This is a genomic window from Streptomyces sp. NPDC053432 (assembly GCF_055585365.1).
On sequence record NZ_JBVJKF010000028.1, the window covers coordinates 91,081 to 106,480 of the forward strand.

A 15,400-nucleotide genomic window follows, 5' to 3' on the forward strand; every position below is an offset into this window, starting at 1 on the left:
GTCAGAGCAGGGCGGCGCGCGGACCGTCGGGCTCCTGGAGCCGTCGGTCCGTCACCTTGCGGGCGAGCGCCTGCGACTCGTCCTCGTCCAGCCTGCGGAAGCCCTCGTCGGTGATGACGGTGACGATGGGGTAGATGTTGCGGTACAGGTCCGGCCCACCGGTCGCCGAGTCGTCGTCGGCGGCGTCGTACAGCGCCTGCACGACCAGCGTGGTGGCCTGCTCCTCCGACAGATCGGGACGGTAGAGCTTCTTCATCGAACCGCGGGCGAAGATCGAGCCCGATCCGGTGGCCGCGTAGCCGTGCTCCTCGGAGCGGCCGCCGGTCACGTCGTAGGAGAAGATCCGGCCCTTCTCCTTGCCCTCGTCGTACCCGGCGAACAGCGGCACGACGGCCAGGCCCTGCATCGCCATGCCGAGGTTGCTCCGGATCATGGTGGACAGCCGGTTGGCCTTGCCCTCCAGGCTGAGGGTCGCCCCCTCCACCTTCTCGAAGTGCTCCAGCTCCAGCTGGAACAGCTTCACCATCTCCACGGCCAGGCCGGCCGTACCGGCGATGCCGACCGCGGAGTACTCGTCGGCCGGGAACACCTTCTCGATGTCCCGCTGCGCGATCATGTTCCCCATGGTCGCCCGCCGGTCACCGGCGAGCACGACCCCTCCGGGGAAGGTGGCCGCGACGATCGTCGTCCCGTGCGGCGCCTCGACGATCCCCTCGGGCAGCTTCCGGTTCCCCGGCAGCATCTCGGGCGCGTGCGCGCCCAGGAAGTCCATGAAGGACGACGACCCCGGCGTCAGGAAGGCTGCCGGTAGACGCCCTGTGCTACGAGTGTTGGGTTCCACAGGTTTCCTTCCACGTAAGCGGCTGCACGCCTTATGACGTCCGGCCGATCCTTGAACTGCCCCAGGGCTGCGTTGCAGCTGAAGCACAGTACGCCTCGGACCTTACCCGTCTGATGATCGTGATCCACGTGCTCGGCGGGAGCAGACTGACAGATCACGCAGACCCCGTCCTGAGCAGCGATCATCTCGTCACGCTCAGCCTCTGTGATGCCGTACGAGCGCTTCAAGTGGCCTGCCCGCCCTTGGATGGCCCGGCACGCCTTGCACCGAGTGGACAAGCCGTCCGACGCCGAGGCGTTCTTGTGCCACTCACCGCGCGGCTTGATCTCTCCGCACTGTCGACAGAGCTTGTGGCCCGGCGGGACATCCACTTTCTCCTTGACGGCCTTGCCCTGCGCCGCTTGGCGCCGCCGGTAGTGCGCGGCGCTGTACTCCGCCACGCACTGCCGACACCTCGGCTGAAGGCCGTCGCCACGATTCCGGTCTAGGGCGAACCCGCTCAGTGGGACGTCGCGGCTACAACCGCGACACCACTTCGTTCCATTGGACATGGAGCCATGCTTGCGAGTTCACCTTGGATTCGAAGGCTATTCGCCGCCTTTTTGTACGAAACTCCGAACGAAGTCCTCGGCATTTTCCTCGAGTACATCGTCAATCTCGTCAAGTACGGAGTCGACGTCGTCGGAGAGCTTCTCCTGCCGCTCCTTGAGATCGGTCGATTCCTCGACCGCAGCCTCCTCGACCTCCTCGGTCGAGCGCTGCGCCTTCTGCTGTCCGCCGCCGGTGTCCTTGGTCGCCATGTCTACCTCACCCCGCTCGGTTCGCACGCTCATGTCGAGAGACCCCGGGATTCGGGATCTCTCAAGATCAGACCCTACGCCGGACCCTACAAGGAGGGTCCGGCATTCGTCCCCGCACTTTCATAACGTCCGGCTGATTTCATGATTCCCGGACCGGGGCCCTTTCAGGCCTCGAAGGCGCCTCGAAGGCACCACTTCACTGACCGGAAAGCACCCGCACCAGGTCCTCCGCCGTGCGGCAGCGGTCCAGGAGCTCCTTGACGTGGTTCCGGGTCCCCCGCAGGGGCTCCAGGGTCGGGACGCGCTGGAGCGAGTCCCGGCCCGGGAGGTCGAAGATCACCGAGTCCCAGGAGGCCGCGGCCACGTCGTCCGCGTACTGCTCCAGGCAGCGGCCGCGGAAGTAGGCCCTGGTGTCCTCCGGGGGCTTGCTCTGGGCCCGCTCGACGGCCGGCTCGTCCACCAGGCGCTTCATCTTGCCGCGGGCCACCAGGCGGTTGTACAGGCCCTTCTCGGGCCGTACGTCCGAGTACTGGAGGTCCACGAGGTGCAGCCGGGCCGCGTCCCAGTCCACGCCGTCACGGCGCCGGTAGCCCTCCAGGATCTCCCGCTTGGCGATCCAGTCCAGCTCCCCCGACAGGCTCATCGGGTCGGTCTCCAGCCGCCCCAGGACGTCCTCCCAGCGCGACAGGACGTCCTTGGTCTGCTCGTCCGCGTCCGTCCCGTACCGCTCGTCCACGTACTTCCTGGCCAGCTCGAAGTACTCCATCTGGAGTTGTACGGCGGTCAGCGTACGGCCGCTGCGGAGCGTGATCAGGTGTTGCAGGTCCGGGTCGTGGGAGACCTGGTGCAGGGTGCGTACGGGCTGGTCGACGGCGAGGTCGACGCTGATGAACCCGTCCTCGATCATGCCGAGGACCAGCGAGGTCGTGCCCAGCTTGAGGTAGGTGGAGATCTCGGAGAGGTTGGCGTCTCCGATGATCACGTGGAGCCGGCGGTACTTCTCGGCGTCGGAGTGGGGCTCGTCGCGGGTGTTGATGATGGGCCGCTTGAGGGTGGTCTCCAGGCCGACCTCGACCTCGAAGTAGTCGGCTCGCTGGCTGATCTGGAAGCCGTGCTCGCGGCCGTCCTGGCCGATGCCCACGCGTCCGGCGCCGGTGACGACCTGGCGCGAGACGAAGAAGGGGGTCAGGTGGCGCACGATGTCCGAGAAGGGGGTTTCCCGCTTCATCAGGTAGTTCTCGTGCGTGCCGTAGGAGGCGCCCTTGTTGTCGGTGTTGTTCTTGTAGAGGTGGATCGGCTGGGCGCCGGGGAGCTGTGCGGCCCGTACGGCGGCCTCGGCCATGATCCGCTCGCCGGCCTTGTCCCAGAGGACGGCGTCGAGCGGGTTGGTGACCTCCGGGGAGCTGTACTCCGGGTGGGCGTGGTCGACGTAGAGCCGTGCGCCGTTGGTGAGGATGACGTTGGCGAGGCCGATGTCCTCGTCGGTGAGCTGGCTGTTGTCCGCGGCCTCGCGGGCGAGGTCGAAGCCCCGGGCGTCGCGCAGCGGATTCTCCTCCTCGAAGTCCCAGCGGGCGCGGCGCGCCCGGTGCATCGCCGCCGCGTAGGCGTTGACGATCTGGGACGAGGTGAGCATGGCATTGGCGTTCGGGTGGCCCGGGACGGAGATCCCGTACTCCGTCTCGATCCCCATTACTCGCCGTACGGTCATGCGGCCCTCCTTGCCCGGCGGCGCTCCTGGTCGGGAGCGGCGCTCAAGTACCGCTGGTGCTCCGGTGCGCGTGCCTGTGCCTGTTCCTGTGCGGTGCCCGTCCCCGCACTGCGCGTCCGGCCGCGGTAAGGAAGAGCGTAGAACCACTTCGCGCTCGTGGGGAGATCATTTCCGTCATTGAATTGGCCTCGTCACCGGCTGAAAAGCGGCCGGTAAAGCAGTCGGCTGCGGATGCCCGGGGAGGGCATCCGCAGCCGCTCCGCTCGGTCAGAGGTACTGACCGGTGTTCGCCACCGTGTCGATGGAGCGTCCGGTGTCCGCGCCTTGCTTTCCGGTGACGAGGGTGCGGATGAATACGATCCGCTCGCCCTTCTTTCCGGAGATTCGGGCCCAGTCGTCCGGGTTGGTGGTGTTGGGAAGGTCCTCGTTCTCCTTGAACTCGTCCACGCATGCCTGGAGGAGGTGGGAGACCCGGAGGCCCTTCTGGTTGTGTTCGAGGAAGGCCTTGATGGCCATCTTCTTGGCCCGGTCCACGATGTTCTGGATCATGGCGCCGGAGTTGAAGTCCTTGAAGTAGAGGACTTCCTTGTCGCCGTTGGCGTACGTGACCTCGAGGAAGCGGTTCTCCTCGGATTCGGCGTACATCTGCTCGACGACGGTCTGGATCATGCTGTGGACGGTGCCGGCCGGGCTGTCCTGGTGTTCGGACAGGTCGTCCGTGTGCAGGGGCAGGGAGGCCTTGAGGTACTTCGCGAAGATGTCCTTGGCGGCTTCCGCGTCCGGGCGCTCGATCTTGATCTTCACGTCGAGGCGTCCGGGGCGCAGGATGGCCGGGTCGATCATGTCTTCGCGGTTGGAGGCGCCGATGACGATGACGTTCTCCAGGCCTTCCACGCCGTCGATCTCGGCGAGCAGCTGGGGGACGATGGTGTTCTCCACGTCCGAGCTGACGCCGGATCCGCGGGTGCGGAAGAGGGATTCCATCTCGTCGAAGAAGACGATGACGGGGGTGCCCTCGCTGGCCTTCTCGCGGGCACGCTGGAAGACGAGGCGGATGTGCCGCTCGGTCTCGCCGACGTACTTGTTGAGGAGTTCGGGTCCCTTGATGTTCAGGAAGTAGGACTTTCCTGCTGCCTGTCCGGTCACCTCGGCGACCTTCTTGGCAAGGGAGTTGGCGACGGCCTTGGCGATGAGCGTCTTGCCGCAGCCGGGCGGGCCGTAGAGCAGGATGCCCTTCGGAGGCCGCAGTTCGTGTTCCTTGAAGAGGTCGGGGTAGAGGTACGGGAGCTCGACCGCGTCGCGGATCAGCTCGATCTGGTCGCCCAGGCCGCCGATCTTGTCGTAGTCGATGTCGGGTACCTCTTCGAGGACGAGGTCTTCGACCTCGCTCTTGGGGACCACTTCGTAGACGTAGCCGGAGCGGGGTTCGAGCAGGAGGGCGTCGCCGGGGCGGATGGTGATGTCCAGGAGCGGCTCGGCGAGCCTCACCACCCTTTCCTCGTCGGTGTGCCCGACGACCAGGGCGCGCTCGCCGTCCTCGAGGATTTCCTTGAGGGTGACGATGTCCCCGGCCCGCTCGAATTCCATGGCCTCGACCACGTTGAGCGCTTCGTTGAGCATGACTTCCTGGCCGCGCCGGAGGTCTTCCGGGTCGACGCTGGGGCTGACGTTCACGCGGAGCTTTCGGCCTCCGGTGAAGATGTCGACGGTGCCGTCCTCGTTGGCTTGCAGGAAGACACCGAAGCCGGCCGGCGGCTGTGCGAGCCGGTCGACTTCCTCCTTGAGGGCCACGATCTGGTCGCGGGCCTCACGGAGGGTATTCGCGAGTCGTTCGTTCTGTGCGGAGACGCCGGCCAGATTTGTCTGAAGCTCGACGATCCGCTCTTCGAGAATCCTCGTGTGTCGCGGAGAGTCGGCGAGCTTGCGGCGCAGGACGGCGATTTCCTGCTCGAGATAGGCAACCTGGCCGGCGGGGTCCTCGGACCCTCGCCCGGGCCGGATGCCGCGGTTGATGTCGTCGTCGTGGGCTGCCACGGTCCTCACCTCCTCCAAGGGGAGCTGGACGCTTCCTGACCCTACCTGGGCTGGTGGTGATTGAAACCCCTAGATCACAAAGACGGTAGAGGCGTGTCCGATCTTCACCCTTGCGTACTCCCTCACGCCAAGGAAATACCCACCCATCAACATCTGAAAGCGGCCGGTTGTAAGGTCGAACTGTTCAACACCCGTCAGGGCCCGCGCGACTTGCCGCGGGTTGTGAGCGGGATGGATCACTCAGGGCAGGGAACGGCAGGAGATATGACCGTGCAGCAGGAGGCTCCGGCGGGCGTGGCGGGCGGGTCCGGGGAGCCGCTCGAGGTCTGGATCGACCAGGACCTGTGCACCGGGGACGGCATCTGCGTGCAGTACGCGCCGGAGGTGTTCGAGCTGGACATCGATGGTCTGGCGTATGTGAAGGGTGCGGGCGACGAGCTGTTGCAGGAGGCGGGGGCGACGACTCCGGTTCCGCTGGTGCTGTTGCAGGACGTGGTCGATTCGGCGAAGGAGTGTCCGGGTGACTGCATCCATGTGAGGCGGGTTTCGGACCGGGTGGAAGTGTTCGGTCCGGACGCTGAGTGAGGGTTCAAACACTCCTGGAGGCCGAGTCAGTCAGCTCCTGGCGGAATTTTCCGTCGCTCCAGCGCCACTTGGCGCGCTGTTTGAGGTCGGGGCTGTAGCGCGGGACGTCGGGTGAGGAGTAGCCGAGGAGGCCGGCCGTGACGACTCCGTCGCGGACGGTGAGGTCGGTTGCGGTCTTGCGCTGGGCGGCGTCGAGCAGGGTGGCGACGACGCGGGGGCGGGCTCCGGCGGTGCGGTCCTGGACGAGGACGTAGATGGCGTGGGGCGGGGTGCCGGATCCGGCGTCGCAGCGGACGGCTGCGACGGTTTCGGGGCGGCCGTCGCCGTCGAGGTCGCCCTGGGCGGTGGCGGTGACGGCCTGGGGGGCGCCCTTGCAGTCGAGGGGGTAGGTGATGCCCGCCGGGTCGGGGGCGGTGGCGTGGGGGCCTTCGGCGGGCTGTGCGGCGGTTCCGGCGGCGGCCGGTTGGAGAAGTCCCGCGCCGGCTATGACGGCGGCCATGGCGGATGCGGTGGCGATCCAGTGGACGGGCCTGGTGAGGGTGTGTCCCAGGGTGTCCGATGTCGGCGTCAGCTCGGTGGGGCTGTGCAGCACGCTGGGTGTCTCCTGTGCGAGGGGTGACGGGGAGCCAGCATCGTGCCATACGTCACACGATGGTGGAACGGCCGGGTCCGGTCGGCCGGGGGGTTCGACCCGACAACGAAAAGGCGCTGTGGCGCAGTTCCCGGGGTGAGCGGGGAACTGCGCCACAGCGCCTTGGTGTTGGGTGTGCGGGGTGGTTACGCGGAGCGGTCGCTGCCGGGTCCTTCGTAGTCCTCGCCGTAGGCGCCCTTGGCGGGGCGGCGGCGGCGCATGGGGGGCTCGACGCCGTCGGCGAGGCGGCGGGCGGTGACGAGGAAGCCGGTGTGGCCGATCATGCGGTGGTCCGGGCGGACGGCGAGGCCTTCGACGTGCCAGTTGCGGATCATCGATTCCCAGGGCTGCGGTTCGGCGAAGCAGCCGATCTCGCGGATGGACTCGACGGTCTTGGACAGCTGGGTGGTGGTGGCCACGTAGCAGCAGAGGATGCCGCCGGGGACGAGGGCCTTCTTGACCGCTTCGAGGCACTCCCACGGGGCGAGCATGTCGAGGATGACGCGGTCGACGTCGGTCTCGTCCAGGTTGTCCTGGAGGTCGCCGACGGTGAGCTTCCATGCCGGGTGGGGGCCGCCGAAGTACCGCTCGACGTTGGCGGTGGCGATCTCGGCGAAGTCCGCGCGGCGCTCGTAGCTGTGGAGCATGCCCTGGTCGCCGATGGCGCGCAGCAGGAAGCTGCTCAGGGAGCCGGAGCCGACGCCGGCTTCGACGACGCGGGCGCCGGGGAAGATGTCGGCGAAGGCCAGGATCTGGCCGGCGTCCTTGGGGTAGACCACGGCGGCGCCGCGGGGCATGGACAGGACATAGTCGGGGAGCAGGGGGCGCAGCGCGAGGTAGGCGACGTTGCCGGTGGTGCGGACAACGCTGCCCTCGGGTGCGCCGATCAGCTCGTCGTGCGGGAAGGAACCCTTGTGGGTGTGGAAGTTCTTCCCTGCTTCGAGCGTGAACGTGTAGTGGCGGCCCTTGGGGTCGGTCAGCTGTACCTGGTCCCCGACCTCGAAGGGCCCGCGTCGGCGGGCGGCACCGGTCGGTTCGGACATGTGACCAGTGTATTGGCTTCAGGACTGGGGCCGTGCCATGGCTTTCACGAAGGCTTTTTCGACGTCGAGGGTGGAGAGGACGCCGTAGATCTGGCCGGTGGGTTCGAGGACGAGGTATTCGGTGGCGGGGGTGGCGCGGAGGTGGTCGAGGAGTTCTTCGCCGGTGAGGTCTGCGGAAACCTTCATGCCGTCGGTGAGGTCCTGGGCGAGGGTGCTGACGGCGACCCAGGGGCGGCGGTGTTCGGGGACGGAGGCGATGGCGGTTTCGCGGACGATGGCGGTGGGGTCTCCTTGGCCGTCGACGACGACGAGGGCGCGGGCGCCGGCTTCGTTGGCGCGGCGGAGGGCTTCGGAGAGGGGGGTGGTGTTTTCGACGGGGATGGCGCGGCGGGTGAGGTTGCGTGCGCGTAGTTCGGGGAGGTGTTCGCGCAGGCGGGCCATGCGGAGGCTGTTGCCGGCTCCGGTCCAGATGATGGCGGCGAGGATGGCGGCGAGGAGTGCGTCCATGACGGTGTTCATGCCGCCGGTGTCGTCGCCGCGGTTGCCGAGGGTGCCGGTGTGGGTGAGGAGGGGGAGGCCGAGGAGGACGGTGACGGCGAGGGCGCGGCCGATCCAGGCGGCGGCGATGGTGCCGGTCATGGGTTTGCCGGTGATGCCCCAGATGACGGCGCGGAGCATGCGGCCGCCGTCGAGGGGGAGGCCGGGGAGGAGGTTGAAGGCGGCGACGAGGAGGTTGGAGATCATCAGTCCGGCGAGGAGGACGCCGGGGACGGTGGCGGGGTCGACGGCTTTCATGCCGAGGTAGAAGACGCCGGCGAGGAGGAGGGAGAGGAGGGGGCCGACGAAGGCGAGGACGAATTCGCGGCCGGGGGTCTCGGATTCCTTCTCGATTTCGGAGACGCCGCCGAAGAACTGGAGCTGGATGCGGCGGACGGGGAGTTTGAAGCGGAGGGCGGCCACGGTGTGGGCGAGTTCGTGGACGAGGACGGAGGCGTAGAAGGCGACGGCGAAGAAGAGGGAGACGAGGTAGCGGACGGGTCCGAGTTCGGGCAGGACGCGGTCGAGCTGGTTGCCGAAGACCCAGGTGATGAGGGCGGCGACGAGGAACCAGCTGGAGGAGACGTAGACGGGTACGCCGAAGGGGCGGCCCATGAGGATTCCGCCGCCCGGTCGTGAGCGCCGGTCTGGGCGCTCGCCGGTTTCGTCGGTGTCTGCCACGGCTGTCCTTCGGTCGGTGCTGGTGTTTCCAGTGTGGTTCAGGTGTGGTTCAGATGGTGCTTGAGCCGGTCTGTAGCGGGTTGTGATGCTCCGATCATGCAGTGCGAGGGGGTCCGGCGTCGATGGTATGGCGTGGGCTGTCGGCGGCGGGTCGTAGGGTTTTGTCCATGACGACGAGCTCGGGTGCCGTGCCAGGTGCCGCCGATGAGGGTGCCGCCGCGGATGCCGCTGTGGCGCCGGCCGCTGTGGCGCCTTCTTCGCTCTCCCCTTCGCGGGCGAGTGATTTCATGCGGTGTCCGTTGCTGTACCGGTTCCGGGTGATCGACAAGCTGCCGGAGAAGCCGAGTGCGGCTGCGACGCGCGGGACGCTGGTGCACGCGGTGCTGGAGCGGCTTTTCGATCATCCTGCGGCGGAGCGGACGGCTCCGGTGGCGAAGGCGTTGATTCCGGGGCAGTGGGAGCGGTTGCTGGAGTCGAAGCCGGAGCTGGCGGATCTGTTTCCGGCGGGGGACGAGGGGGCGGGGCTGGCGCGGTGGCTGACGGAGGCCGAGGCGCTGGTGGAGCGGTGGTTCACGCTGGAGGACCCGACCCGGCTGGAGCCGGTGGAGCGGGAGTTCTTCGTGGAGACGGAGCTGGCGTCGGGGCTGAGGCTGCGCGGGATCATCGACCGGGTGGACGTGGCGCCGACGGGTGAGGTGCGGATCGTCGACTACAAGACGGGCAAGGCGCCGCGGCCGGAGTACGCGGAGGGCGCGCTGTTCCAGATGAAGTTCTACGCGCTGGTGGTGTGGCGGCTGAAGCAGGTCGTGCCGCGGCGGTTGCAGCTGGTGTACCTGGGCAGTGGTGAGGTGCTGACGTACGACCCGGTGGTGGAGGACCTGGAGCGGGTGGAGCGCAAGCTGCACGCGTTGTGGGAGGCGATCCGGGAGGCGACGGAGTCGGGTGACTGGCGTCCGCGGCCGACGAAGCTGTGCGGCTGGTGTGATCATCAGGCGGTGTGTCCGGAGTTCGGTGGTACTCCCCCGGCCTATCCTCTGACGATCGTCCCCCGTTAGGGGGCAGGGCAGAATGGGCGGCGTCCGTCGAAGCCGCCGTACGAATTCGAGGTAGACCCCGTGGCGATCCGCGTCCTTCTGGTCGATGACCAGCCGCTGCTGCGCACCGGCTTCCGGATGATCCTGGAGGCCGAGGAGGATCTGGCGGTGGTCGGTGAGGCCGGGGACGGTCTGCAGGCGCTGGACCAGGTGCGGGCGCTCCAGCCGGACGTGGTGCTGATGGACATCCGGATGCCGCGGATGGACGGGGTGGAGGCGACGCGGCAGATCACGGGTCCGGGACGGGACGGTCCGGCGAAGGTGCTGGTGCTGACCACGTTCGATCTGGACGAGTACGTGGTGGAGGCGCTGCGGGCGGGGGCGAGCGGGTTCCTGCTGAAGGACGCGCCGGCCAATGAGCTGGTGCAGGCGATCCGGGTGGTGGCGGGCGGCGAGGCGATGCTCGCGCCGAGCATCACGCGGCGGCTGCTGGACAAGTACGCGGGGCACCTGCCGTCGGGCGAGGAGAGCGTGCCGGACACGCTCGGTTCGCTGACGGAGCGGGAGGTCGAGGTGCTGAAGCTGGTGGCCCGGGGGCTGTCGAACGCGGAGATCGCGGCGGACCTGTTCGTGAGCGAGACCACGGTGAAGACGCATGTGGGGCACGTGCTGACGAAGCTGGGGCTGCGGGACCGGGTGCAGGCGGCCGTGTACGCGTACGAGAGCGGTCTGGTGCGTCCGGGGGCGGGCCAGTAGGGGTCTCCTGGACGGCGAACGGGCCGGCGGCCGCGTGGTGCGGCTGCCGGCCCGTTCTGCTGCGGGTGGTGGGCTCAGCCCTTGCTGATCTCCCAGAAGCGGAAGACGGTCGACGCGTCGAGGGACCACTGCAGGCCGGTCACGTTCGGGCGGGTGACGGCGTACTGCTTGCTCTGCCAGAGCGGGAGGAGCGGGATGTCCTCGGCGACGATGTCCTGGAGGCGGTTGTAGTCCGTGTTGGCGGCGGTGCGGTCGGACTTCGCGGAGGTCGACGGGATGATGGTCCCGGTGATCTCCTTGTTGTCGTAGTTGTTGCCGAGGACGCTGTCGGGGCCGAAGAACGGCTGGGTGAAGTTGTCGGCGTCCGGGTAGTCGGGCACCCAGCCCTTGATGTAGACGCCGTACTTGCCGGCCTTGATGTCCTTCTCGTACTGGTCGAACTCGGCGGACTTGACGTCGGCTTCGAAGAGGCCGCTGTCGTTCAACTGCTTGGCGATCAGCTGGACTTCCTGGTCCGTGGAGGGGCCGTAGCGGGTGGGCGTCGAGTACAGGGTGATCTTGACCTTGTCCTTGACGTTGGCGGCGCGCAGGACGGCCTTGGCCTTCTCCAGCTGGGGGCTGCCGCCGTAGCGGTCGAAGAAGGGCGTGGTGTGGGAGGCGATGCCGGCCGGGACGATCGAGTAGAGGGAGGTCGCGGTTCCCTGGTAGATCTCCTTGACCAGGGCTTCGCGGTCGACGAGGTAGGCGATGGCCTTGCGGACGTGGATCTTTCCGGCGACCGGGTCGTTCATGTTGAAGACGAGGTGCTGGACCTCGGCGCCGGTGCCCTGGACGACCTCGACCTTCTTGTCCCCGGTGTTGGCGGAGAGGCCGGCGATGTCCTTGGCGGCGAGGCCGCGGAAGGCGAAGTCGACGTCTCCGCTTTCGAGGACCTTCTTCAGGGCGGCCTGGTCGTCGTTGTAGAACTTCATGGTGACGCCGGAGTTCCGCACCTTGGCCTTGCCGGTGTAGGACTCGTTGACGGAGAAGCTGGCGCTCTTGTCGCTGATCGAGTCCAGCTTGTAGACACCGGAGCCGATGGCCTTGCCGTCGGTGCGGAGCTTGTCGGCCGGGTATTCGGCGTGGTCGACGATGGAGCCGGCGCCCGAGGCGATCTTGCTGGGGAAGGTCGCGTCGGAGGTCTTGAGGTGGAAGACGACGTTCTTGTCGTCGGGGGCCTCGATGGAGCCGATCGACGCGAGCATGACGGCGGGGCCGTTCGCGTCGTTGATCTTCAGGGTGCGCTCGAAGGAGTACTTGACGTCCTTCGCGGTGAGGCTGTGGCCGTTGCTGAACGTCAGGCCGCCGCGCAGGGTGCACTTGTAGGTCTTGCTGTCGGCGCCCTCGAAGCCGCAGGTCTCCGCGGCGTCGGGCTCGGGGGTGGTGCCGCCCTTGGGGAAGCTGAGGAGCGACTGGAAGACGTTGTTGAAGAGCACCCAGGAGCCCGGGTCGTAGCCCGAGGCCGGGTCGGTGGCCTTCACCTTGTCGGATATGCCCATGACCACGCCCTTGCCGCTGCCGGCGTTGGAGCCATCGGTCGAGCCGCAACCACTGAGCAGCGCGGCGGCGGTCGCTGCGCCGAGCGGGGCCGCCAGCCACTGGTTACGTCGATTCACGGTTACGTCCTTCTCAGTCGAACAGATTCTTCGGGCCGGCCCGCGACACCCGCTGCCGGTGGTTCGGGTGCGTCAGCCGCTTACGCCGCGGCCGAGCTCCCACAGCTGGAGGTCGGAGATGGCGTTGACGGACCACTCCACTCCGGTGATCCCGTCGCGTGCGGCGACGTACTGCTTGCCCTGCCACAGGGGCAGGACGGGTACGTCCTCGGCGACGATGTCCTGCATTTCCGTGATCGCGGGGACGGCGACGTTGCGGTCGGCGGCGCGCCGGGATTCGGGGATGAGGCGGGTGCGTACGGCGGCGTTGGCGTACGGGGTGCCCAGGAAGTTGTCCTGCTCCAGGAACGGGGCGAGGAAGTTGTCGGCGTCGGGGTAGTCGGGGAACCAGCCGAGTCCGTAGGCGGCGTGGTCGCCCTTCTTCTGCGCGGGGCGGAAGTCGGCCCAGTCGCTGCCCTGGACGGTGATGTCGAACAGCTGGGTGGAGTTCAGCTGGGCCCTGAGGGCTTCGAACTCGGCCGCGGTGCCGTCGCCGTAGTGGTCGGTGGTGTAGTTCAGGGTGAGCTTGACCGGGGTCTTGATCCCGGCGTCCTTCAGCAGGGTGGCGGCCTTGGCGGTGTTGGCGTCGCCGTACTTGTTGAAGAAGGAGTTGACGTGGCCCGTCACGGTGGTGGGGACGAGCGAGTAGAGGGGCTGGGCGGCCTTGCCGTAGACCTTGTCGATGAGGGCGTTGCGGTCGACGGCGGCGGCGAGGGCCTGGCGGACGGCCTTGTCCTTGACGACGGGGGCGTCGGTGTTGAAGCCGAGGTAGCGGATCTCCAGCCCGGACAGGGGGGTGAGCTTGACGCCCTTGGGGGGCTTGGTGGAGAGCTCGGTGATCTGGGCGGGCGACAGGGTGCGGGAGATCATGTGGATCTTCCCGTCGGCGAGCGCCTTGCCCATGGCCGTCGAGTCGGCGTAGGTGCGCAGTTCGGCCTTGTCGTTCTGCAGCTTGAGGTCGCCCTTGTAGGAGGGGTTCTTGCTGAAGACGGCGCGGACGAGTTGGTTGTTCTTGACCTCGGCCTTCATCGTGTACGGGCCGGAGCCGTCCACGGCGAAGCCCTCGCGGAGCTTCTTGGCGTCGTAGTTCTTCTCGCTGACGATGCCGGTGGCGGGGGTGGAGAGCTTGTACGGGAAGGTCGCGTCCGGGGTCTTCAGGTGGAAGACGACGGTGTCGGTGGCCTTCGTCTCGACGGAGTCGATGTTGGCCAGGAGCGAGGAGGGGCCGTTCTCGTCCTTGATCGCGAGGACGCGGTCGATGGAGAACTTGACGTCCTTGGCCGTGACGGGGTCGCCGGAGGCGAACTTGAGGCCGGGGCGCAGGGTGCAGCGGTAGCTCTCGTTGCCGGTGTCGGTGAAGCGGCAGTCGGAGGCGGCTTCGGGGACGGGCTGGCCGCCGGCGCGCGGGGTGTGCATGAGCGTCTGGAGGGTCTGGCGCAGGACGTTCCAGGCACCGGCGTCGTAGGCGTACGCCGGGTCGAACGGGGCGGGGGCGTATTCGGCGGCCTCGAACCGGTCGGTGGTTCCGACGACGATCGCTCCGGATCCTGCTCCTCCGCCGGTCGCGGTGCCGCATGCGGCCAGCGTGGGGGTGAGCAGTCCGGCCGCGGCCGTCAGCACCATGGTCTTGCGGTTCATGCTGGAAGTACTCCCTGTTACCGGCACTTGCTCAAAGCGGTGTGAAGGGCACTTCGCGGCGGTCGCCCGTTCAGGGCGGAACGATCGGGCCGGTGTAGTGACGATCGGTCCACGCGGTCCCGGCACAGGGGTGTGTGGCCGGGGCGGCTGAGGTGCGGCGCAGTGCCCGCAATGACACTAGTGGTCCGGGACGGGATGGCTGGAACCGGCCGGACATGGGGTGTAATCGCACCGTGACGGGAGTGAACCGGCTGTTCACGCGACGCTCTGTCCGGATTCGGTCAGGAGCTGATCAATCCGGACAGAGCGGCAGGCTTCAGGGCGGTGAGACAGGTCCGTCGGGGCTGTGACGGGTGACCAAGGTCACCCGGGGCAACTCCGCCGGACAGGATGGAATTTCAGCCTCCCCTGCCCCTGACGGAAGATTCTTCCGCGGGACCTTGGGCCGGGGGGCGTTTCGTTCGGTACTGAGCGTGTGATCGCGTGTGCGCTCAGTTCATCGAGGCGATGAGGGACCGCAGGAACGCGAGATCCACTTCCTCCAGCGAGCTGACGATGGTCCGGCCCGGGGCGGGAGAGATGCCGCCGACGGAGGGGATGGCCACGACCCGGCAGCCGGCGGCCTCCGCGGCGGCGACGCCGGTGGCGGTGTCCTCGATGACGGCGCAGCGGGAGGGGTGCGCGCCCAGCGTGTTCGCGGCGAGCAGGTACGGGTCGGGGTGCGGCTTCGTACGCGCGACCTCGTCCCCGGCCACGGTCATGGTGAAGCGGTCGCGGCCCAGGGTGAGCAGGACCTGGTCGATGACGCGGCGGTGTGAGGCGGAGACGAGGGCGGTGGGCACGTTGTACCGGGCCAGCTCGCTCAGCAGCCGCTCGGCGCCGGGCATCAACGGTACGCGGTCGGCGATGCGGGCCTCGAAGCGCTCGTTGAGCAGGACGCTGAGCTCTGCCAGGCCGATGGCGGCTCCGGTGGCTTCGATCAGGAAGGTCGCGCTGCGGCTCATGGGGCCGCCGACGACCACGTCGCGCCAGGCCTCGTCGAGGCGGTGGCCGAGCTCGTGGAAGATCTCCGCTTCGATCTCCCACCAGAATCCCTCGGTGTCGACGAGGGTGCCGTCCATGTCGAGCAGCACCGCCTGCAGGGCATGCCCGTCGGCCGTGCGGGCGACGGGGGCGGGAACGGTGCTGGTCATCTGTTACGCCTCTCTCCGGGGACGACAAGGCCGGTCACCTCGGCCCGCGGGGATACCCCCTCGGGGAACAGGTGACCGGCCTGTTTGGGACCGACCAGTGTACGCCGATCCGCGTCAGCGTGCGTTGAAATACTTCGCTTCGGGGTGGTGGATGACGATCGCGTCGGTGGACTGCTCGGGGTGGAGCTGGAACTCCTCCGAGAGGTGGACCCCGATCCGCTCCGG

Annotated in this window: 14 protein-coding genes; 3 read left to right on the forward strand and 11 right to left on the reverse strand. The window is 67.9% G+C overall.

Annotation, left to right across the window (positions count from 1 at the left end):
• Position 1 precedes the first annotated feature (1 nt).
• From prcB to arc, 5 genes are all read right to left on the reverse strand, one after another.
• Entirely contained in the window at positions 2–841 is an 840-nt protein-coding gene (gene prcB / locus ACZ6Y1_RS33310) for a proteasome subunit beta (RefSeq protein WP_469638743.1), read from the reverse strand.
• Positions 793–1,392: an endonuclease VII domain-containing protein gene (locus tag ACZ6Y1_RS33315; RefSeq protein ID WP_469638746.1), complete on the reverse strand. Its 600-nt coding sequence runs from the start codon at positions 1,390–1,392 to the stop codon at positions 793–795. The genes prcB and ACZ6Y1_RS33315 overlap by 49 nt, the downstream gene beginning before the upstream one ends.
• A gap of 36 nt (positions 1,393–1,428) precedes the next feature.
• Positions 1,429–1,641 carry a ubiquitin-like protein Pup gene (locus ACZ6Y1_RS33320; protein ID WP_030294332.1) on the reverse strand — a complete coding sequence of 71 codons (213 nt, stop codon included), beginning with the start codon at positions 1,639–1,641 and terminating at the stop codon, positions 1,429–1,431.
• Positions 1,642–1,837: 196 nt separating this feature from the next.
• Positions 1,838–3,349, reverse strand: coding sequence for a depupylase/deamidase Dop (gene dop, locus ACZ6Y1_RS33325; RefSeq protein WP_469638752.1), 1,512 nt, complete (start codon positions 3,347–3,349; stop codon positions 1,838–1,840).
• 267 nt (positions 3,350–3,616) lie between these two features.
• Positions 3,617–5,383, reverse strand: a complete 1,767-nt coding sequence (gene arc, locus ACZ6Y1_RS33330; RefSeq protein ID WP_376661335.1) for a proteasome ATPase — start codon at positions 5,381–5,383, stop codon at positions 3,617–3,619.
• A gap of 264 nt (positions 5,384–5,647) precedes the next feature.
• Here arc and ACZ6Y1_RS33335 point away from each other — a divergent pair, with 264 nt between their 5' ends.
• Positions 5,648–5,968 (forward strand): ferredoxin, encoded by a 321-nt coding sequence (locus ACZ6Y1_RS33335; RefSeq protein WP_469638756.1) that lies wholly within the window; start codon positions 5,648–5,650, stop codon positions 5,966–5,968.
• Between the two features lie 4 nt (positions 5,969–5,972).
• On the opposite strand, the gene ACZ6Y1_RS33340 is transcribed toward ACZ6Y1_RS33335, so the two are convergent.
• The 3 genes from ACZ6Y1_RS33340 to ACZ6Y1_RS33350 form a co-directional block, all read right to left on the reverse strand.
• Positions 5,973–6,560 (reverse strand): hypothetical protein, encoded by a 588-nt coding sequence (locus tag ACZ6Y1_RS33340; protein ID WP_469638761.1) that lies wholly within the window; start codon positions 6,558–6,560, stop codon positions 5,973–5,975.
• Between the two features lie 185 nt (positions 6,561–6,745).
• Positions 6,746–7,642 (reverse strand): tRNA (adenine-N1)-methyltransferase, encoded by an 897-nt coding sequence (locus ACZ6Y1_RS33345; protein WP_042814566.1) that lies wholly within the window; start codon positions 7,640–7,642, stop codon positions 6,746–6,748.
• A gap of 18 nt (positions 7,643–7,660) precedes the next feature.
• Entirely contained in the window at positions 7,661–9,055 is a 1,395-nt protein-coding gene (locus ACZ6Y1_RS33350) for a site-2 protease family protein (RefSeq protein WP_469638792.1), read from the reverse strand.
• Here ACZ6Y1_RS33350 and ACZ6Y1_RS33355 point away from each other — a divergent pair.
• Both ACZ6Y1_RS33355 and ACZ6Y1_RS33360 read left to right on the forward strand, forming a co-directional pair.
• Entirely contained in the window at positions 9,028–9,915 is an 888-nt protein-coding gene (locus ACZ6Y1_RS33355; RefSeq protein WP_469638764.1) for a RecB family exonuclease, read from the forward strand. The two genes, ACZ6Y1_RS33350 and ACZ6Y1_RS33355, sit on opposite strands and share 28 nt — an antisense overlap.
• A gap of 60 nt (positions 9,916–9,975) precedes the next feature.
• Positions 9,976–10,650, forward strand: a complete 675-nt coding sequence (locus tag ACZ6Y1_RS33360) for a response regulator (RefSeq protein ID WP_469638767.1) — start codon at positions 9,976–9,978, stop codon at positions 10,648–10,650.
• A gap of 74 nt (positions 10,651–10,724) precedes the next feature.
• Here the strand turns inward: ACZ6Y1_RS33360 and ACZ6Y1_RS33365 are convergent, their stop codons facing one another.
• From ACZ6Y1_RS33365 to ACZ6Y1_RS33375, 3 genes are all read right to left on the reverse strand, one after another.
• Positions 10,725–12,305 carry an ABC transporter substrate-binding protein gene (locus ACZ6Y1_RS33365; protein ID WP_469638770.1) on the reverse strand — a complete coding sequence of 527 codons (1,581 nt, stop codon included), beginning with the start codon at positions 12,303–12,305 and terminating at the stop codon, positions 10,725–10,727.
• Between the two features lie 72 nt (positions 12,306–12,377).
• A complete protein-coding gene (locus ACZ6Y1_RS33370) occupies positions 12,378–13,982 on the reverse strand; it encodes an ABC transporter substrate-binding protein (RefSeq protein WP_469638773.1) in 1,605 nt (534 codons plus the stop codon).
• Positions 13,983–14,473: 491 nt separating this feature from the next.
• A complete protein-coding gene (locus ACZ6Y1_RS33375; protein WP_469638776.1) occupies positions 14,474–15,175 on the reverse strand; it encodes an HAD family hydrolase in 702 nt (233 codons plus the stop codon).
• Positions 15,176–15,400: the final 225 nt, after the last annotated feature.